Source organism: Bacillus sp. FSL R9-9834 (genome assembly GCF_038006905.1).
Classification (GTDB): domain Bacteria; phylum Bacillota; class Bacilli; order Bacillales; family Bacillaceae_G; genus Bacillus_A; species Bacillus_A pacificus.
In genome coordinates this window covers 165,877-184,801 of sequence record NZ_JBBOWD010000002.1, presented here as the reverse complement: position 1 = coordinate 184,801, position 18,925 = coordinate 165,877, and the positions used below count along the sequence as shown (strand labels likewise).

Genomic DNA, 18,925 nt, shown 5'->3' with positions numbered 1-18,925 from the left:
GATTAGATAACCCCAAAGTCCTACGTATTTGTGAAATGCATCGGAAGGTAATACGAATTAAAGAGATCCTTCTTCTGTTTCTTTTTCTAATATTCTTATTCCGGTAAGCAGTTTATGCATCTTTTTTCCCCCTCGCACCAAAATTCAAAGCAAAAATAGTTAATCATTTTCAGTATATACATATTTTTTTGCAAGAATTTAATTCATTAAATATATAACTATTTTAACAATAATTCTAATAAATAAGGTTAGTAGCAGGCTTAGTATAAAGAACAAATAAAAATTTTAGAAAATATTTCTAAAAAACTTAGTTTCTCAGTTAAAAGTACCAATAATTCAAGTAGAAGTATTATTTTTGAATTTTATAAATATTGAACGAGGGAGAGGAGATATTTTTATGGATTCAAAAACTTATGAAAAGCTACAGGCACTACGTAGATATAAAGAGCCAATTCAGGCAGTATTGAGAACGGTTAAAAGACATGATAAAGACGATCCAGATACTGAATATGCTGAATTTGCCCTTGAAAACGGTAAGATTATAGGTATTTGTAAAAAAGAGGACTTCTCTGATTATTCTTTTAGAAGTATTACACAATTCACAGGTAATATTTTTAACGTAGTAATTACTCAAATGTCTGATGAACTGGATGTAAATAAAGTTCAAGTATCAGTAAAAGAAGCAAGTAGAAGATCGGCAGATGCTTTAATTCGTGAGTTAATAGAATTGGAGCAAGATGAAAGACTGCAAGAGCCAACCTACGAAGCAGAAGTAACTGGATACAATATGAATGCTCAGGTTCCAACTATATTCTTACGCATCAATGGTGCCGAATGCTTCATGAAATTACATGAACTAAACTATGGAAGAGTGTATAAAAATGCTGTGGATCGTTATGCCCCTATTGGTGAACGCATCCCAGTTAAGGTTCTGCAATTTAATCCAGAGCAACGATTAATCCACGTTTCTAGAAAAGCAGCAGTGGAAAACCCTTATCAGTTATTAGCTGAATTAGCTGAAGGAGATACAATCGTTGGAAGGGTAGTAAATGTTGACCCGCGTTTTGGAGTTTTTGTTGAATTGGACCAAGGCTGCACAATTAAAGGAATTGTCCCTAAAACAATCGAACAGCCAGTATTGGATGAAGTAGTTAGTATGAGAATTGTGCATGTGGATGTAGAAAAAGAGAGAGGGTCGGGGGTTATCTTCAAGTTTCCTTTTGGACGCAAAAAAGTTAACGACCCAACGGCGTTTTTATATAACTAATGAGTGCGCCGCAGGTTTCCGTACAAGAGAATGGAAAGGCGGTTCAATATTGGCTTAATAGGGACCAATCTTTATCACTTTGGGATGACCCCTCTTTGCAAGGGGGACCAATTCTTCCAGATAAATTCAAACCACTCACAGATTTACGTAGTATTTATGACAGGATTAATTCAGGTTTTATAAATGAAAAAGATAATTTAATACTAAAGCTTATTTGGGATTCATTAGCTATTACTGAAGCACAAATCAAAAATTTTGTGGAATCTAAAATTAGTAGGTCACAGGTTTCAGAATCGTTGAAAAAACTGGTACTGTATGGATTTGTTAGTCGATGGGAGATAAAATCTGGGCTATTTCCGGATCAACCCAAAACTTCTGCTCCAATTACATTAAATACTGCTGGTCATTTAATGATGTGGGCTTACCATAATCGCAACACAAACTATTCTTTGAAGCCAGAACAGTGGTTAAAACTTGGAGTAGCGGGGGTACAAAGATTTGTCACTATGAATCAAATAAAATATGAGTTTGCAATAGGCCAACAATTATTAAAAAACTGGTGCTGGTATCCGAAGTTACAAGGTACTGGTACTGGTACTGGTACTGGTTATAATCCAATTGCTGTTGGAGAAGTTAAAACTCCGATTGGAAATCAAAACTTCATATTTGAAAGGGTACAACAAGGTCAGCGGTATGCACAACATTTAAAATCACGATTGAAAATTTGGGAAGAGCAAATTCAAAATGGACCAAATAATTTATTGAATTTCGAAAATACGAAGAGTTTACCAGGAATTTTTATATTATCAATATCTAATCTTGCTTTAGCAGAACATGTTAGAAAGGAGCTAATGTTAGACTTACGAAAGATTCCAATAATGCTTTTAATAGACGAATGCATTCACAGTGAGGGATTCGCAAAATCTTTTTATATCTCAACTCAAAACGGAATTCAGCAAGCACCATTACCATTTTTGAGATAACAAGAGCTGCTTCAGGTAAATATGCTGAAGCAGCTTTTTGTAGTTAAAAGCAAAGCGGGTAAGGGTCTGTACAGAGTAATAAAGGAGATGGAGCTGTTAAAAATGTTCGATACAAATCGATGTCAAAAATTATTTGTAAGATACAAATATAAGTTAATTGTGTCTGTAATGGTTTTAATGGCTTTAGATGCACTACTTATAAAAGGCTTTATAGATATGTTTACAGCAACTCTTAACGGTTCTTTTTTAGTTTTAACAGTAGCAGCGTTGTTTACTGTAGGGTATTACAGAAAGAAGTATCATTACTATAAAGTTCTGATATATGGTGAAGAGGAGTTTACAGAAATCGTAACAGTTACCCATTATTAGTTTAGTAGGTATTCTTTTAAAGGATTAATAAGAAGTGTAGAAGAAAATGATATTTGATATATATATTTGTTTAATAAAGTGATTTGTCATAATAAAGGTATTATCCAAGGTTTTAATTAGTTAATCAGTTATAACACCTTTATAATCTTTAACACACTTTATTATTTGTCTATATAAAGGAGTGAGGATATGTGTCAAATAAGGGTACGCTAGATAAGAACATCGCTAGATATATATAGAAGAAACAACTTTGTTGCCGAAAGCTTACACTGATTTGTATAAGAAAAATACAACAGTTACAGTTAAGGTTGAAAATGTAGTGAAATATGGAGTTTTTGTGCAAATTCAAGATGAAAATAAAGGGAAAGGTTTATTGCATATTACAAAGTTTCAAAATATGTATGTTAAACGTATTGAAGATTACTTGCAAATTGGAGATATAATTGAAGATGTTAAAATAATAGATGTTACTCAGGATAGTCTGGCATTCTCAACCTTACATTTAAAAATTGAACAAAAATATACGGGGAAAACACAAGATCAAACAGATATACAAGAAATTAAAGATATGATTGCACAAAGGGTTGGTATTATTTCAAAGGATGCAGAGAAGAAAATTGATAATGTTATTAAGAAAAAGGGAATTGTACCATTTGTAATGGCCATGGGTACAGTCATAGACGATTTTAATTATGACCTTTCAATTAAATTGGTTGAAGAAATTGAAAAAAAAGCGCGTGATTATCTTTAACAAAAAAAGAAAAATAATCATAACGGACCATGCAAGTGACGCATTTAATAATCGTAATGAAGAAGCTGAATGTATAGAAGCCTCCGTATATAATGCGAAAATTATACTCAAGAACAAGAATCAACTATATATGAAGAGCAATTCATTAAAGTATCCATGTTTAATTGTAGGTCAAGATCTGATTGTTAAGTCGACAATTAAGGAAAATATGAAAATGATACCTTATGATTAAATGATTCTATTGAAAATTATTGTTTGAAAATTCAATTTACTATATAATGGTAACATATCTTTTTTATATTTTTCTAATCCATAACTAATCTAAGCCTTTCGGGTTTACTCATTATTAACGCATTGCGTACATTTTGTTCGCATGTCTAATAACGATGTAATCCTGAAAGGCTTTTTGTGTTTCGGGAATGGAATTAGGAAAAATGAATAGGGGGAAGAAACAAGTACTATCCAATGTTTGGATAATCAATTGTGATTTAAAGAATTACAAATTATAAAAAGTGAGAGGGGAATTAATATGAACGTTGTTTCTAAGGAAAAAAGTGTACTTTTAAGTCATTTAGATCGGGTATTTGAAAATCTTGAAAAAGAAAAAAAGTGTAAAGCTAAAGATGATTTTCGAATAACTGAGGAGTTGAGTGTTGGAGACACGATTTTAAAAATATACTTCGTTGATGAAAAATCAAATGTCTCAAAAGTACCTATAATTCTTACATTAAATCAGCTACAACATTTTCAAAACTATCTTAAGTCTAAACAAGTCATAGTTAAGGATGTAGCAGATAATACACTATTTACACTTTTTGAATTAGGTGTTTGTGAGCCAAATACCAAAATTCATCTTAAGGCGAAAGATATCATTAATGTTTTGAGAGCGTTTGGAGTAAAGGTCCAAATATAAATTGTAAATATTAACGTGCGCAGCAAATAAAAAATTGCTCTTTTGGGGGAGAAATATAATGGGTAAGCGAATAATGATACAATCAGTAAAACTGGTTAAGGAAAGTAACAAGATTTATGATATTGAAAGAAAAAGAATTACTAGTCCAGATGATTTAAATATTCTTGCTAGAGTTGTGTTGTGTGCGGATGAAATTCCACTTAAAGTTTTTGGGTTATTTAACTTAAATACAAAGAATGAAGTTATTGGTTGTAGTATTGTATCGCAAGGATCAATAAATAGTTCAATAGTTTCGCCCCGTGCAACTTTCAGAACAGCCATACTCAATAATATAGTATGCTTTCATAATCAATGGGGAACGTGTATGTTCTACTACAAGTAAAAAAAGACGTTCGTTGAATAATCAGTACCCTTTTTAGAGGACATTTAAAAAAGTTAGACAGCCGTAAGAAGATGATTTCTGTATTCAACAGGAGTCATCTTCTTTAAATTCCACTGATACCTATGCTGATTATAGTATTTCATATAAGCTTTAATTTTTTGTTTTAGCTGGGCAAAAGAGGTACAAGTTTTTATGTGTGCTTCATCTTTAAGGTGTCCAAAAAAGGATTTTTGAGGGGTATTATCCCAACAGTTCCCTCGTCTTGACATAGATTGTCCAAGCTTTAATTTTTTGAGTGATTTTTAATAAGTAGGAATTTTGTAATGAGCGCCTTGATCAGAATAGATATAGGCATCTTTAGTGAATCAAACTCTCTTATTCTTCTTGAGTTAGTGAAGAGTCGCCATTGCGAAATCTAGTGTAAGTCGTTCTGAAACGTGATGAGCCAAAATTTCATTAGTAGGCTTGTCTAAAATGTTAGATAAATATCCTTTCTGATTCTTACCATAAAACAGATATGTGGTATCTGTAAGAAAGGCTTTTCCTGGTACTCCTTGTCTGAATGCTCGATTTAAGTGATTTGGTACCACAAAATGTTCTTTCGTCGTTTTCATCATTCTTTTGTAAGGATTTGCTTTACGAATAGGACAAATAATCCCGTATTTCTTCATAATCCTACGAATACGCTTCAAATTATAAACAACTTGAAATTGACCAGCCAATGTCATTTTGAAATTTCTCCGATTCGCATTTTTCTCTCATTATACAAGAAATACCCTATAGAATAGACTTTTTTTAAGTGTCTATTCTATAGGGGACATTTTAAAATACTTCATTCCTTTCTTTTACTGCTTGATCTTGTAATCTTTTTTGTTGCTATTGTTTTGTTAATCGATGAACAATTACACGAGCTTGCACTTTATCAATCATATCTGCATAAGCATCAGCTATTTCACATGCTTGTCCTGGTTGAAGAGAGTTCATTACCGTCTCCATATCTATCTGTATATACTCTGGACCCTTCTTAATTCTTCCATCTTGAAAATAATTAGAGTTAGGATTTTTTTGATAAATAAGTGTATTCGACTTGATATGAGAGATATAGTAGGACTCTTTATCTTGTATATATTGAAGGGTCTTTAAATGAAAATACCCTAAATATCGGATACATAAATCATTCTCCGTCACAGTTGGGGCACACAGAGAGCCGTAAGTGCAATCATGTTCTTTATCTGAAACTGTATGAATATGTAGGAACTGTCCACTTAACAAATCATATTCAAGTTGAATTTTTATCCTGGCTGTATGGCTGCATCCTCCTGCAACTGGATAAATCGGTGAATCTACATCCGGGAGTTGAAATACAGTTGAATCTAAAATACGAATACGCTTGAAAACAGGAGTGTTTGGAGAAGGAATCGACATAGATGCGGCCAATTTTTTTGCTTAATAGTTTGGCTAGTAGGTGTTATAAAAGTTGGACGGCCACTTTATTAAATCGTTGATTCAGTCCTTCCGGACTGATAAGTACTGCTGTTGATGCTTCTAAACAGCTAGATAATTGAGTTAAAGAGATTTTAGAGACATTTTGGCTCCCCCATACAAATAAAGCTATTAAATCTTTTGCTTGGTACTTACTGGTTCGTTGTACAAAACCAACATCTCTAGCAAGATTCCGTAAGATATTTGGAGATAAAAAACTTTGAATCTCTTGAACAAATAGTTTTAATTCACCAGGCGCAGAAACAGACATGAAAACGCCGTCCTTTCCTATGACCCTAAAGAAAGAATAGCGTTTTAGGGGGGCATATCTTTTTATTATCTTGATAGCGATGTGGTGGAACACTTATATTCAATTCTCTTATGTTGCGCCACTTGACGTAATTCTATATTATAAATATTTTTAATTTTTTTTTGCGTTTTTCAGCGGTCAGGATATTATTGACGTCGTTTTTCGACCTGCTTATTTAAATTTTTAAATAATTCTATAAAATTTGTTGATTTAGAATAGAGTAATTAGTATAATAAATTTCGGGTGTAAATCATGTAATATTTGTATATTTCGTAAATTTTATGCGAATTGGATTCATACAGAAAAACATGCTCACCTCTGTAACAGCTTAACAAGAAAGGAGAAAAACAATGATTGAACTAAATGTAAAAAAAAGTAGTGCAGAAAAACGTGCTTATCTTCGTGATGCTATAGCAAGAAAGGGGAAAACAATTTTGGCCGCAGGGGCACATAATGGCTTAAGTGCCCGTTTGGTAGAGGAATCCGGCTTTGAAGCCGTTTGGTCTTCCAGCTTCGAGATTTCAGCGTCGGCCGCATTACCGGATGCAAGTCTGCTTAGCATGTCAGAATATTTAACGGCAGCAAAGCAAATGAACGATGCTGTCTCAATTCCTGTTATAGCAGATTGTGATACAGGATTTGGGAATAATTTGAATGCAGTTTACGCCGTTCAACAGTTTGAAGCGGCCGGAATTGCAGCTGTTTGCTTTGAGGATAAACAGTTTCCAAAGATGAATAGTTTCGTTGGCGCTGGTCAACATCTTGAACAGATTGATACGTTTGCCCGAAAGATAAAAGTTGCAAAAGAAGCGCAAACAACCAAGGATTTTATGATCATAGCACGCACAGAAGCTCTTGTAGTAGGATGCGATGTATCTGAAGCACTGAAAAGAGCTCATGCTTACGCTGACGCAGGTGCAGATGCTATTCTTATTCATTCTAAGGCCAAAACACCTGACGAAGTGCTTGACTTTATATCATGCTGGCAAGACCGATTGCCTGTAGTTGTTGTCCCAACGACCTACTATTCCTTGACTGTCGAAGAAGCTAACGCTGCTGGTGTAAAGTTAATGATCTTTGCCAACCACGGAATGAGAGCTATGATTTCAGGGTCAAAGGAAGTCTTGTCCAAGATATGTGTAAGCGGTAGTTCAGAATCTGTACAAAGCGAGATTGCGACAGTACAAGATATATTTCAAATACAGCGTTTACCGGAATGGTTAGAACATGAATAATCTTGATGACTTTGAAGCAGTTTTTGTTAAAGGAGAAACTTCACCTGGTGTAAAAGTTCTCCTAATTGGTTGGTATAAGGAGGCTTTGGAATCTCTGGTTAAATTAGGATGTGATGTAGTTAATGTTATCAATGCAAAACATATTGAGCGTTCGCGCCAGCACAATCAAAACGCTACAATCCTAAGTTGTGCTGATGTACATAGTGCAGAAGAAGTTATTGAAAGTTTAACCAGGGCATCGATTCATTTAGAACAATTCTCGGTTATTTGTAGTATGAGAGAATTAGCATTAGTCACAGCAAGTATTCTAAAGGAGCTCACACAATGTCAAGGCATGTCGACCGATGTTGCAGTGGCACTTCGAGATAAGTATGTGCAAAAACGCTTAATTAAATCAGCTGGTATTCCCGTCACGGACTTTTATACTGTGGATTTGATCACTGATATCAAAAAAATTAACAAACCAGTAATCATTAAGCCGTTATCCGGTGGCGGTGCTCGTGACACTTTTCGAGTCGACAGCATAAACAAACTGGGTGAGTTGCGTAACCTCAAGCACATTGGTCCGTGGTTAGTCGAGGACTTAGTTAGTGGTTCTGAGTTGCACCTTGATGGCGTAATTCGTGATGGAGAAGTTAAGATGTTAAGCATTTCAAGATACTTAACAAACGTAATAGAAATCCAAAATGGAGGTCTAGTAGGTTCAATTGTGCACCCGCCTAAGCAGAATCATCTGCTGTATGAACGGGGTAGAGCATTGGTGACTGATGCACTTACAGCACTTGGCCATACTAACGGAATATTTCATCTAGAGGCTTTCGATACCCCATCTGGCCTTGTTTTTAGCGAATGTGGCGGAAGAATAGGTGGTGGAATGATTTTTGAAGAGGTCAACCATCTTTTCGGCGTAAATCTGGCATTTGAGTGGGCTAAATCCTGCCTGGGTTATAATACGAGGGTGAATCTGAAAGAAACCGTGGGGACTGTCGGATTTGTCCATCTTCCTTCGCCTGAAGGGAGGATAATTTACGTACCAAGTGAAGAAGAGGTTATGAATATGGAAGGTTGTGTGAAAGCCTCTGTAAACATTAAAGTTGGTCAGATAATGAAGAACAGTGCAGAGGCATCTAATATTAAAGCTGGGAAAGCTCTAGTACAAGGTAAAGACGAAGAAGAAGTTGAAATACGTCTTAGAAAATTGGCTAGCTGGTTTCAGGATCAAGTGCAGACAGCATCGCCTAACTCGGAGAGATCATGAATACCATAATCGAAAAATTTTGGATTTCTCCTCAGGGTTATGCTCAAAAATTAATGTTTTGGTTGACTTTCATAAATAACTTTGGCACTGGTCTCTACGTCTCAAGTGCAGTCTTATATTTTGTAAATTATCAAGGATTTAGTGCTATACAAACAGGGGTTGGACTCTCCATCGGTGGCGCTGTAGGGTTATTGTCCGGGATCCCAGTGGGAATGCTTTCAGATCGTAAGGGTGCAAGAGAAACATATCTGGTTACTTTGGTGATTGAAGCCCTTTCAATGGCTGCGTTACTAATAATAAGTAACTATTATATGTTTGTAATCTTAATTTCTATTACATCTCTCGCTTCTGTTGCAAGTAGTTCAGCAAGAGGGGCACTTGTCCGAGAATTAGGTGGAGACAACTCGACCCACTTCCGAGCAGGGCTTCGATCAGTAAACAATCTTGGCATAACCTTTGGAGGGGCGCTAGCAGGAATTGTGATAACCATACATAACCAACAAGGGTATTTGTTACTCATAGTAATTAATGTATTAACATTTATTGTCTGTGCTGGTATGGTTTATAAACTTCCAAAGACTGGGGTTATTCATAAGAAAAAAGCCCAAAAGGCGCTAGGAGTTCTTCGGGACAGGCGTTATCTTGCCTTTTCTTTTTTAGTTGTTGTCTTTATGCAGCAGTACTCAGTCTTGCCCCTCGCCCTGCCACTATGGCTTATTAACCACACAATGGTTCCCCGGTGGACCCTTGGTTTGGTTATACCTTTAAATACGATAATGGTAGTCGGCCTTCAAGTATTAGTGTCACGATGGGTGAGTAGTTCTTACAGAAGAATTAACGCCGCTTTTCTTAGCAGCGCCACATTCTTACTAATTTCTTTCGTATTAATAGGGCTTATGCCGAATGTCGAGCAAAATATTGCACTGGTCTTTATTATAACAGGTTTGATATTTTATAGTTTTGGGGAGCTTTGGTTTTCTGCAGTTAGTTACGAATTAAGCTTCCTCTTGGCTCCTCATTCTGGAACTGGTGAATATCAAGGGATGTTTAGCATGGCAAAAGGCCTAGGCAGAGTATTGTCACCCATTGTAGTTACTGGAGCTTGCCTAAATGGTGGCACAGCTGGATGGGTAGGACTAGGAGTCTTAATGTTATTAGCCGGAGTTATTTCTTTTGTAGCGAATCTCGGTACTTCAAAATATATAAAGGAGGATATAAATAAATGTTAAAATACGAAGATATTCCAAAAATTGGTCCAGAAGACTATTCAAGAGCTATTCAAACGGTTCAAGATATAGGTGTTTGTATTATTGTAGATCTTCCTACTGGTCCGGAAGAGTTAATCGAGTTTGGAAAAAAATTTGGACCTATATCAATTAAGCCCTCCTATGGGAACAGTGTGGTAAACCGTGAGGGTCCTTTTGCTGTCCTTGGCGATGTACGTCCTCTGGAAGATCTCATAGGGAAAGCACCGCGCCCTACTCAGACGACATCAGAGGTTCCTCTTCATACTGCTCGGTCCGCAAGTGATAATCCGTGTACCTTGTTTATGATGTTACTTGTCAGCGAACCTAGTTTTGGACCGATTGGTAATAGAGGGGAGTCACGCATAGCCCGGCTTGCGGATGTATATGAATTATATGATCAGGTGTTTCCGAATAAACTGAATTCTGACATTGCTGAACTGTCTAGCGTACCTATTTCTAGATCTTCTAATAGTGATGCCCGACCAATCCTTCATAGAGATAACAAAGGCAAGATTTGTCTTCGGTATTGGGAGGGGATACGTGATGACGTTTACCGTAGCGAGGTCGGTAAACCATTTCTAGAGGCTTTTAAGCGATTTGATTGGGCCCTGAATCATGTGGCAATCGAGTTTATGCTTGAGAAAAATGAGCTGATTTTTCTTGATAATACCTCCGTTGCTCATGCTCGACGGTCGTTTCCACTTTGGACGAGGAAGGGAGAAGAGATACATGTTTCTGAGCGAACCATCCACTCGGTGCACATCGATGCGTAAGGTAGATACAACTGATAAAATCGGTCAAACACAGAGTGGAACATTGGCTGATTTAATCATATCATCCGGCTATGATTATGCTGTGGGTGTACCTGATTCAATCTTAAAAAACTTCTTAGGCCCTTTGGAATTGGTAATTCCAGTTTTAAATGTACCAAGAGAAGATGTTGCAGTTGCTTTTGCTACGGGTATTAGTTTAGCAGAATCTAAACCTATTGTATTCATGAAAAATGCAGGTTTATTTACATGTGCCGATGCACTCACCTCTTTGGCTTTAGACATTGGCGAGTATTTGACATTAATAGTTGGTTGGGCTGGGACTGGATCAGACAAGCTATCCCATCACCTTGTAACTGGTAGTCGCACAATTGATTATCTAAATGCATTAGGCGTATCATGGGCTGTGTGGGATAAGGCAGATATTCATAGTTTGAAAACATTTTTAACTCAGAAAGCTCAAGGACATCGAGTCCTGTTGGTACCCCCGGGGAGTGATATTTAAATGATTAGTAGAAGTGATACTGTTAGAGCGTTGTTGGAATATATAGAAAGAGTAGAAGGCTTGCTCGTAGTAGGAAATGGGTTCTTGAGCCGTGAGGCAATGAGGTTAGGACAGATGGGGAGTATATTACCTCTTCAGGGTGGTATGGGATTGGCTAGCAGTGTTGGGGCAGGTCTTGTTACAGGTGGCCAAAAGAATGTAGTAATACTTGAGGGAGATGGGAACCACTTAATGGGTTACTCTTCACCACATGTAATTGGGGGACTTGGACTACCGATTCTACATGTTGTTTCGTGGAATGGTGTCTATAATAGCACTGGAGGTCAGAAAATTTTGAATCTTCAGCCTGATGTGAACTATGTAGCGAAGTCGTTTGGGTATGAGGAAAGTTTTGAGTTCAAATCTATTTCTAGCTTTAAAGAATGGCTTGATTCAACGAAAGTCGTTGTTCCTACGCTTGTTTACATATGTGAAATTGAAGACCAAACAACTCCCGAACGAATTGAGATTAATAGTGCTGTATATGCAACCGCATACAGAGAACGATTAACAGGAGGAGAAAATTTATGAGTCAATCGATTCGTCATCTATTGTCGATGGATGATCTTTCAGAATCAGATATTCAATGGATATTTGAGAAAGCGGAACATTACAAAAAAAATAACCGATCGAACCTAAGCCTTAAAGGACAGATTGTGGGTTTATTGTTTTATGAGCCAAGTACTAGAACCTACCAATCGTTTTCGTCGGCAGCTCAACGTCTCGGAGGCGGCGTAATTGGTTTCGGAGATCCAACTAGCTCCAGCGCAGCGAAAGGGGAGACTTTAAGTGACACAATACAGGTAATGCAGACGTTTGCGGATCTGTTGGTAGTTAGGCATCCAACCAACGGAGCTCTTAAGCCATTACGAGAAATTGCTCAGGTTCCCATTATCAACGGTGGTGATGGTTCAAATGAGCATCCTACACAGACTCTTTATGATTTGTTTACAATTAATGAAATTTTCGGGAAAATAGACAATTTGACGATAGGGTTTGTTGGAGATCTTAAATATGGTCGCACTGTACACTCTCTAACAAGGGCTCTGCTTCGATATAATTGCAAACTTTACTGGATAGCTCCAGACAGATTTCAGCCTGATGTTTTAGATAGTCATTTATCAGGTCATGTTGAAAAAGTTTCCGAAATTGACGAGGTCATATCGGAACTTGACGTACTTTATGTTAGCCGACCTCAACGTGAGAGATGGTCATCTGATGAGCAAGGTTCTGATTTGCCAATCATAGACAATGAAGTTCTGCGTCAAGCTAAGAGCTCATTAGCCGTAATGCATGCACTCCCACGTGTCAATGAAATTGCTCTGGAGGTTGATAGTAATCCTAGGGCTAAGTATTTTCAACAAGTATCTAATGCAGTTCCAGTCCGAATGGCAATCCTAGATTTGATTGGTGGGAATAAGTGATGGATTTAAAACACGGATCAGTAATAACTACTAGTATAGCTAGACATGTGGGAGATCTTGAAGGGGTAGAGGTAGTGCCAAATCCGGAACCGGTTCGAGACGAACTGGTTCTAGCAGAGGTAATACGTCTTGGGTCCTATAAGCATATTGATGTGGCCCCCGGTGCAGACTTGACGCTTTCGGTTGGGGCTAAAATTATAGGAGCATGGGGAGAACGTGGTTCGTCCACTTCAATAAGTGGTCGAGTACCTTCAACATTTATTGAAGAAGCAGATTTATTGGCGGTGGGGGGATTAGTTGGAGTTGCGGATGATTTCCCTCGAGAAGCAGGTCCGCCTACAAGGCTAAAGATAATTGGAGGGCTGAAGAAGGATGGACAACTTTTATCCCTTCAGCGAAAAATTAAATCATTGGTAGATGTGGAGGTTGCTGTTCCAACAGTTCTAGTTGTTGGGACGTCAGCAGAGGTAGGAAAGACCCGTGTAACCAGCTCTCTCATCCGAACTTTAACAGAATCAGGTCATGCAGTTGGTGGAGTTAAACTGTCGGGTACCGGCCGTATGAGGGATACACAAAACTACATTCAAGCGGGAGCAGTAGCGACGTCGGACTACGTCGATACTGGCATGGACACGACATATGGTCGACGAGGTCAAGAGGTTTGGGAGTCAGCCATTTCTATGTCGGATTATCTAGTTAAAAGTGGGGCAAAGATTCTTATTGGAGAGTGTGGAGGGGATGTGATTTCTTCAAATTCTATGCCTATAATTGAAGGGTTTGCTAAGGCCAACTGCCTTTGTGCGGTTGTCGCAGTATGCAGCGACCCTTTGGCTGCATTGGGGCTAAAGACCGTCTTGGACAAAGCTATACCAGATATCCCTACTTTGCTAGCACCTATGCGAAGAAATGCAACTATTAGCGCTTCGATTTCGCGGGAACTCACCGGGTGGTCCTCTTTCACCACTTTAGACGAGCTTTTAACAGACGTTTTGGAAAGGATTTATTCCTACGATGATTCGTCGAAATAAATCTAAAGGTCATGCGTTGGTATTAGATACGGGGAAGGAAGAAGTGAATGCGGTCTTGTCGGAATTGCATGACTACAGATTCACACGATTGATGGATCCCCCCTCCATTGAAAATAGTGAATGTATTCCAGATAGTAATGGACACATAATAGGTCTAGAAGATGCAGCAATGGCTTTATGGGGGAAGGACAGCTACCAATACGTAGTAGCTACATCGGAGAGAAATGTCTCACTAGCAGGAAGATTAAGATCACGATATGGATTAACTGGTATGAAAGAACTTGAAGCAGTGGCTTGCACTGATAAGTTAATTATGAAGCGTAAACTTGAACAGGCAGGTGTTCCAGTTATTCCGTATTGGTCTGGATTAGATTTTATAGAAAATGAAGAAAACTGTAAGTCATGTGGGGAGGTAGTAGTAAAACCGCTTAATGGATCGCGTTGCCGTGGGGTTATCAAAATGAGTTCAGAAGAAGCATTAGATTACATTCGAAATATAGGTTATGAAGTAATCGTTGAGGAACAGATAAAAGTAAAACAAGAATTTCATTGCGATGGAGTAGTCGAAGGGGGAGTGCTTCGACACTGTGTTAGCTCGGCTTATTATCGACCTCAACTTGCTGCAGTTGGTGGATTAAATGCTAGTATACAAATCGACCCACTTAGCAGGGAAGACTATAAGCTAAGAAACTTGTCTGAGTTGGCAGTACAGGCGCTGGGGATAACCAAGGGTGTTGTTCATGTGGAGATATTGAGTGACGGTCGGAATTTGTGGGTTGGTGAAATTGCTGGGAGACCGGGAGGCGGCGGTATAACACGCTATTTACATCTCATTACGGGATTAAATTTGTGGGAAATATTTACTTACCAACAACTTGGTCATGAGCTCGACATTAGATGTACAAAAGAAAAGTCGGATGGGTCATGGTTGCGTATCGGTGTTCCACCAACCGCTAAAGGTATCAAGATAGACGAAAACTTAAAGAGTTTAGGCTCGGACATCGAGGTCTATGATCGTAGGAAAAAAAAGAGTTACACGTCTCGTAGTTACTGGCCTTTTGGTAGCATAATGTATGCAAAGACCAAGTCGATGGTGGATGCGAAGAGGTTTATTCAAGAAATAGAGAAACAGATTAAATCAGAAAAAAGGGAGTTATTAGAATATTGATATCTAGTTTATTTTCGGACTGGCTATGGAGTAACCGTAACCGTTACTCTAGCAGTCAAGAGGCTTTGGATCTTTTGGGATTACGAGAAAGAGAACTATCTCTGCTAGCAAACTCGAATGTTCGTGCCGTAATCACTCTTCCCCACGCTAGCCCTAATTTGTTTATGTCAAGACTTCATACAGTATGTCGTGCATCAGAGTTGGTAAGATCCGGTAACGCAGATTTACATATACGGGTGGTTCTAACACACACTAATATGTCTGATCTGCGTTGGCGACCATATGCCTGGTGGTATCTCGATTTAGCAGGAAATGTTCGACGGAAGACTATCTTCACACGGAATAAGCGTCGAAAGCATGTGTCGGTAATGAGTCTTCCACCATTAGACGTCTCTCTAAATGACGCAAGGGAGCCTGTCGCTGGGGCGGCACTAATAGCTAGGAACGCCCCGAATCTAGCGTTTTCCTACATGATAGCAATGGCTTACATTGAGCGTGCCGCTAATTTACATCATGGCGTTCCAACTTTGTATTTACCACTTGATTTATTAGTGGAGTTTGTTTTATCTAATGAATATAAGTTAGGGTGTATTGGTCAAGCATTACAAGAGAATGTTGAATATCGTACTTTAAATGCGTTGGGTGAAGTAGTTATAGGGAATGCTCAACAGGCAGTGATATTAGACCACATCTCCAATATGAGGCTTCTAGGAACCCTGTCACCGGCGACAGTTCTTGGGGGAATGAAGACAGAACGGTACTGGCCACATGTGATCGAATCTTCCACTAAACTTGGTACTTGCCAGGGCTGGTTCGGTATTCCGCCTATGGAGATTGTCGAGCCATTTAATGAACTGTCTGTTCCATATCAACCATCTGGTAAAGTTGTTTCACAATTAAAAGATCTGAAGATTGAATACTCACTGGCTCTTGCTCTTGCCGACACAAATTAGTTTTCTAAGGCTCGGAACTATTTGATAAGGATAAGGAATTTGAATTATAGTAAAACACAAAAATGGATGCTTTTCTTCAATAAGACAAACATCTGATCTGCCACAATCGTGCGCTTTTCTTGAGTAACGAAAAAGGCCAATTTCTCAATTTTAATGCAGGGAAATTGGCCTTTTTATTTTGGAGTCCTTTAAGGGGCTCGACCGAGATACGTGTAAAAACAGGTCATAAGCTGTATTATATTTCTATTATTTATTTTTAGATGAAAATAACAACCTCAGGATAAGCAAAAAGCCAATTTCCTTATGAACTACACCTCTAATTATTAGCCATAGTCTAATAGTTGTGGTGCAGTTTATTAATAGAGGGCTTTTTATTTATGACACCAACTATTTTATAGTGTACCTTTTGATGCAGGTGAATTTAAATTCTAACGTTGCACGTTAATATACATGAGTTTGAAAAACTACAGTATGTCTAAAAACTTTTTTGATGAGGGAGTGGATATACAGAGATGAAATATTTATTCTGATGAGTGTACTTTTGGGATGGGAAGGTTATTTTCAATATTATTTATAAATGGGACTAACTAAACAAAAAGGACTATTTTGATTAATCTTCCAAAATAGTTCCTTTTTTATATTAGTGAATGTTAATCTTTATTCTGTTTTTCAATTTCTTTCAATAATTGAACTAGCAACTCTTGATTTTTCTGATTGGAGTCTCTAATGCTCTTTAAATCTTTTGCTATTATAGGTAAATAATAAATACAAAATACTAAAATCGTTATATAAAACAAGCCGTATAAAACCATTCCTATCAAAGAACCGCCTCCTTTTATAATGGATGTTAAGTGGAATGAACCTTCTTGGGATATAGTATAAAAGGTCAAAGCTTTTAAAAGCCTTGACCTTTTATACTATATTTTATAATGAAAATTCAAATTTTTCAACTTACTCGACAATCCAACCATTTGTTGAGTAGTCTCCATTAGCTCTAATTTTAGTATCAAATCGAGCCGCACCATTATCCCAGTTTTGAATTACTGTAGATTCAAAACGACCTTCTACATTTCTAATATAATCGTATTGGTTATATTGATATTCTGAGTATAGTACACTACTACCTTTATAGTACCAACCAGCCCAATATACTTTTGCAGTTTCAGATGGATTAGCTGATCTTATTTTAGCATAATCATATGTCCAAGAATTTGACACCCAATATCTAAATAGCCAATTCCCCCATACATTTGTACCTGTAACATAATCTGTAAAAGCGTTAGAGCTATTAGCTAAAGCTTTTACTAAATCTTTTGGAGCTCTTTCAGTTCCAACTCGAATAGAACCTATTTGGTAAGCTAATTTTTCATCCTCGCTTAATGTCGGCCAAATCTCTTTTAACGCTTTGTTTTTCTCATCAATTGAATCAGCTATTCCTACTTTTTGCTCGATTTTCTTTTGTACGTTTTCAGCTTTGTCTTTAGCAAACTTGATTACATCCTCTTTTTCTTTCCCTTGTAGACTCTTAATCTTTTCTGGTTGTACAACGATTTTTTGTGAAAGTTCTTTCCCGTGTGTAACTGAATCTACGGCTGCAAAAGATGCATTTGCTGGTAAAATCATAGTTAAAGCTAGCGTCGTTCCCAGTAATACTTTCCCCATTGTTTTTTTCATCATCTTTCCCCTTTCCCTAATAGAAAACTATTATTTTTTTGAACCCAATATAAATATAATCTAGTTTCCATAAAAATGGAAGAATTTTATAAAAATTGGTATATGATAGTTATTTAATGATTTTTAAGCATAGTAATTTAAGTGTAAAAGTCACATAAAATGGAATATGGACATAAAAAAGTAAAAGAGTTTATGATCCCTACTTTCATTTGGGATTTTGGGCTTTTAAACCCAGAAAATAGTAGAAAGTTGAATTAGCTGAAATCAAAAAGAACTAGAAATTCCTTATTACAAGTAGACATTTTGGATGATACAAACTCACAACATGAGATGAAAATTCTCTATTATAATAATGTTAAGAAAGATAAAGGAGGTATTTATGGGAAGTTATTCAAAAGGTATTTTCTACTCAATTATGGCGTCGCTATGCATCATGTTAACTGTTATACTGATTGGATTGGTGAGATTAACAGATAATTATTTAAAATGGGGGGTTTTAGGGGTAAATGGAATTCAACTGTCCTCGGCATGTATATTTTTTATAGCAGTATTAATTGTGTTTAAACTGGCGAGAGATTGTTTTTTGCGACATTTCGTTAAGGTTCGAAAGAAACCCCTTGTTATTGCAATAGGTAAATCTATTGTTCTTGGAATTGGATTGCAATTTTTAATCAGTTTTGTAGCTAATGGTATAAATGTATTCAATCCTAATTTGATAAAGCCTGGTTCAGATCAATATGTATCCGTTGGTAATCTTAGTGCTGAGGGAGAATTGGTAATTGTAGGATTAGTAGGGCCGTTTGTTGAAGAAGTATTTTTTAGACTTTGTATGTACGTGTTTTTCTTTTCTCTTTTATACAAATGCAAGGATAAAATTTTAGGATTCAATAGGATTTATGATGGGTCTGAAGAAAAAGAGAAGAAATTTAAAATGCTATGGTTAATAATGTCGAATATTTTTTTCGTAATGTATCACGGGGCGGATGAAACGAATTTTTGGGTCTATTTCTTTCCAGGATTTATATATGGTAAATTATTTATGAAATATGGTTTTCTCGCGGCTTGGATAGGACATTCAGCATTTAATGTTACATCTAATAGTGTGAGCAAAATTATGGTGTATTTGTTTGGTTAGTAAAAGTAGTATTTCAATCTATTAAAAAACCG

The 18,925-nt window shown here is 37.0% G+C and carries 19 protein-coding genes and 2 pseudogenes; 17 read left to right on the top strand and 4 right to left on the bottom strand.

The genetic code is table 11. The features are described 5' to 3' along the window. Nucleotides 1-397 precede the first annotated feature (397 nt). The 6 genes from MKY00_RS28605 to MKY00_RS28580 all read left to right on the top strand — a co-directional run bounded on the left by MKY00_RS28605 (nt 398) and on the right by MKY00_RS28580 (nt 4,665). Complete coding sequence (locus tag MKY00_RS28605; RefSeq protein ID WP_000377604.1) at nt 398-1,267, top strand: hypothetical protein; 870 nt, start codon at nt 398-400, stop codon at nt 1,265-1,267. Then, a complete protein-coding gene (locus MKY00_RS28600; protein ID WP_001275784.1) occupies nt 1,267-2,250 on the top strand; it encodes a hypothetical protein in 984 nt (327 codons plus the stop codon). The genes MKY00_RS28605 and MKY00_RS28600 overlap by 1 nt, the downstream gene beginning before the upstream one ends. 102 nt (nt 2,251-2,352) lie before the next feature. Then, nucleotides 2,353-2,619, top strand: coding sequence for a hypothetical protein (locus MKY00_RS28595; RefSeq protein WP_002170375.1), 267 nt, complete (start codon nt 2,353-2,355; stop codon nt 2,617-2,619). Between the two features lie 250 nt (nt 2,620-2,869). Then, nucleotides 2,870-3,370 carry a S1 RNA-binding domain-containing protein gene (locus MKY00_RS28590; RefSeq protein ID WP_000937006.1) on the top strand — a complete coding sequence of 167 codons (501 nt, stop codon included), beginning with the start codon at nt 2,870-2,872 and terminating at the stop codon, nt 3,368-3,370. A 529-nt stretch (nt 3,371-3,899) separates the two neighbouring features. Continuing rightward, complete coding sequence (locus MKY00_RS28585; RefSeq protein WP_001103657.1) at nt 3,900-4,283, top strand: hypothetical protein; 384 nt, start codon at nt 3,900-3,902, stop codon at nt 4,281-4,283. Nucleotides 4,284-4,341: 58 nt separating this feature from the next. Next, the gene (locus tag MKY00_RS28580; RefSeq protein ID WP_000518042.1) at nt 4,342-4,665 is read left to right on the top strand and encodes a JAB domain-containing protein; all 324 of its coding nucleotides are present in this window, start codon (nt 4,342-4,344) and stop codon (nt 4,663-4,665) included. A 53-nt stretch (nt 4,666-4,718) separates the two neighbouring features. Here the strand turns inward: MKY00_RS28580 and MKY00_RS28575 are convergent. Together MKY00_RS28575 and MKY00_RS28570 are read right to left on the bottom strand one after the other, a co-directional pair. Further along, nucleotides 4,719-5,405 (bottom strand): annotated as a pseudogene (locus tag MKY00_RS28575) (IS3 family transposase); the annotation flags it as partial. Nucleotides 5,406-5,544: 139 nt separating this feature from the next. Further along, nucleotides 5,545-6,418, bottom strand: a pseudogene (locus MKY00_RS28570) (IS4 family transposase); the annotation flags it as partial. Between the two features lie 389 nt (nt 6,419-6,807). On the opposite strand from MKY00_RS28570, the gene MKY00_RS28565 reads away from it, so the two are divergent. The 10 genes from MKY00_RS28565 (at nt 6,808) to MKY00_RS28520 (ending at nt 16,084) form a co-directional block, all read left to right on the top strand. Beyond that, nucleotides 6,808-7,692, top strand: coding sequence for an isocitrate lyase/phosphoenolpyruvate mutase family protein (locus MKY00_RS28565; RefSeq protein WP_000571606.1), 885 nt, complete (start codon nt 6,808-6,810; stop codon nt 7,690-7,692). Beyond that, entirely contained in the window at nt 7,685-8,950 is a 1,266-nt protein-coding gene (locus tag MKY00_RS28560) for an ATP-grasp domain-containing protein (RefSeq protein ID WP_001060995.1), read from the top strand. The genes MKY00_RS28565 and MKY00_RS28560 overlap by 8 nt, the downstream gene beginning before the upstream one ends. Then, a complete protein-coding gene (locus MKY00_RS28555; RefSeq protein ID WP_001092096.1) occupies nt 8,947-10,179 on the top strand; it encodes an MFS transporter in 1,233 nt (410 codons plus the stop codon). Before MKY00_RS28560 ends, MKY00_RS28555 begins: the two co-directional genes overlap by 4 nt. After that, on the top strand, nt 10,173-10,970 hold the full coding sequence (locus MKY00_RS28550; protein ID WP_000922288.1) for a TauD/TfdA family dioxygenase: 798 nt from the start codon (nt 10,173-10,175) through the stop codon (nt 10,968-10,970). The genes MKY00_RS28555 and MKY00_RS28550 overlap by 7 nt, the downstream gene beginning before the upstream one ends. Then, complete coding sequence (locus tag MKY00_RS28545) at nt 10,963-11,472, top strand: hypothetical protein (protein ID WP_001233203.1); 510 nt, start codon at nt 10,963-10,965, stop codon at nt 11,470-11,472. Before MKY00_RS28550 ends, MKY00_RS28545 begins: the two co-directional genes overlap by 8 nt. Continuing rightward, complete coding sequence (locus tag MKY00_RS28540) at nt 11,473-12,042, top strand: thiamine pyrophosphate-dependent enzyme (RefSeq protein WP_000625643.1); 570 nt, start codon at nt 11,473-11,475, stop codon at nt 12,040-12,042. It abuts the gene before it with no gap. After that, complete coding sequence (gene pyrB / locus MKY00_RS28535) at nt 12,039-12,935, top strand: aspartate carbamoyltransferase (protein ID WP_000083389.1); 897 nt, start codon at nt 12,039-12,041, stop codon at nt 12,933-12,935. Before MKY00_RS28540 ends, pyrB begins: the two co-directional genes overlap by 4 nt. After that, nucleotides 12,935-13,963: a DUF1611 domain-containing protein gene (locus tag MKY00_RS28530; RefSeq protein WP_000364397.1), complete on the top strand. Its 1,029-nt coding sequence runs from the start codon at nt 12,935-12,937 to the stop codon at nt 13,961-13,963. The genes pyrB and MKY00_RS28530 overlap by 1 nt, the downstream gene beginning before the upstream one ends. Next, nucleotides 13,947-15,131: an ATP-grasp domain-containing protein gene (locus tag MKY00_RS28525; protein ID WP_000621198.1), complete on the top strand. Its 1,185-nt coding sequence runs from the start codon at nt 13,947-13,949 to the stop codon at nt 15,129-15,131. The genes MKY00_RS28530 and MKY00_RS28525 overlap by 17 nt, the downstream gene beginning before the upstream one ends. A gap of 470 nt (nt 15,132-15,601) precedes the next feature. Then, nucleotides 15,602-16,084 carry a hypothetical protein gene (locus tag MKY00_RS28520; protein WP_139242471.1) on the top strand — a complete coding sequence of 161 codons (483 nt, stop codon included), beginning with the start codon at nt 15,602-15,604 and terminating at the stop codon, nt 16,082-16,084. A gap of 650 nt (nt 16,085-16,734) precedes the next feature. Here MKY00_RS28520 and MKY00_RS28515 read toward each other — a convergent pair. Both MKY00_RS28515 and MKY00_RS28510 read right to left on the bottom strand, forming a co-directional pair. Further along, nucleotides 16,735-16,905 carry a hypothetical protein gene (locus tag MKY00_RS28515; protein WP_002170379.1) on the bottom strand — a complete coding sequence of 57 codons (171 nt, stop codon included), beginning with the start codon at nt 16,903-16,905 and terminating at the stop codon, nt 16,735-16,737. 130 nt (nt 16,906-17,035) lie between these two features. After that, nucleotides 17,036-17,758 (bottom strand): hypothetical protein, encoded by a 723-nt coding sequence (locus MKY00_RS28510; RefSeq protein ID WP_000753388.1) that lies wholly within the window; start codon nt 17,756-17,758, stop codon nt 17,036-17,038. Nucleotides 17,759-18,137: 379 nt separating this feature from the next. Between MKY00_RS28510 and MKY00_RS28505 the strand changes: the two genes are divergently transcribed. Further along, complete coding sequence (locus MKY00_RS28505; RefSeq protein ID WP_000536137.1) at nt 18,138-18,893, top strand: CPBP family intramembrane glutamic endopeptidase; 756 nt, start codon at nt 18,138-18,140, stop codon at nt 18,891-18,893. Nucleotides 18,894-18,925: the final 32 nt, after the last annotated feature.

Bases quoted from the DNA above. Each gene is read 5' to 3' on its own strand.
- MKY00_RS28605 (WP_000377604.1), top strand. From the start codon at position 398: ATGGATTCAAAAACTTATGAAAAGCTACAGGCACTACGTAGATATAAA.
- MKY00_RS28600 (WP_001275784.1), top strand. From the start codon at position 1,267: ATGAGTGCGCCGCAGGTTTCCGTACAAGAGAATGGAAAGGCGGTTCAA.
- MKY00_RS28595 (WP_002170375.1), top strand. From the start codon at position 2,353: ATGTTCGATACAAATCGATGTCAAAAATTATTTGTAAGATACAAATAT.
- MKY00_RS28585 (WP_001103657.1), top strand. From the start codon at position 3,900: ATGAACGTTGTTTCTAAGGAAAAAAGTGTACTTTTAAGTCATTTAGAT.
- MKY00_RS28580 (WP_000518042.1), top strand. From the start codon at position 4,342: ATGGGTAAGCGAATAATGATACAATCAGTAAAACTGGTTAAGGAAAGT.
- MKY00_RS28565 (WP_000571606.1), top strand. From the start codon at position 6,808: ATGATTGAACTAAATGTAAAAAAAAGTAGTGCAGAAAAACGTGCTTAT.
- MKY00_RS28560 (WP_001060995.1), top strand. From the start codon at position 7,685: ATGAATAATCTTGATGACTTTGAAGCAGTTTTTGTTAAAGGAGAAACT.
- MKY00_RS28555 (WP_001092096.1), top strand. From the start codon at position 8,947: ATGAATACCATAATCGAAAAATTTTGGATTTCTCCTCAGGGTTATGCT.
- MKY00_RS28550 (WP_000922288.1), top strand. From the start codon at position 10,173: ATGTTAAAATACGAAGATATTCCAAAAATTGGTCCAGAAGACTATTCA.
- MKY00_RS28545 (WP_001233203.1), top strand. From the start codon at position 10,963: ATGCGTAAGGTAGATACAACTGATAAAATCGGTCAAACACAGAGTGGA.
- MKY00_RS28540 (WP_000625643.1), top strand. From the start codon at position 11,473: ATGATTAGTAGAAGTGATACTGTTAGAGCGTTGTTGGAATATATAGAA.
- pyrB (WP_000083389.1), top strand. From the start codon at position 12,039: ATGAGTCAATCGATTCGTCATCTATTGTCGATGGATGATCTTTCAGAA.
- MKY00_RS28530 (WP_000364397.1), top strand. From the start codon at position 12,935: ATGGATTTAAAACACGGATCAGTAATAACTACTAGTATAGCTAGACAT.
- MKY00_RS28525 (WP_000621198.1), top strand. From the start codon at position 13,947: ATGATTCGTCGAAATAAATCTAAAGGTCATGCGTTGGTATTAGATACG.
- MKY00_RS28520 (WP_139242471.1), top strand. From the start codon at position 15,602: ATGATAGCAATGGCTTACATTGAGCGTGCCGCTAATTTACATCATGGC.
- MKY00_RS28510 (WP_000753388.1), bottom strand. From the start codon at position 17,758: ATGAAAAAAACAATGGGGAAAGTATTACTGGGAACGACGCTAGCTTTA.
- MKY00_RS28505 (WP_000536137.1), top strand. From the start codon at position 18,138: ATGGGAAGTTATTCAAAAGGTATTTTCTACTCAATTATGGCGTCGCTA.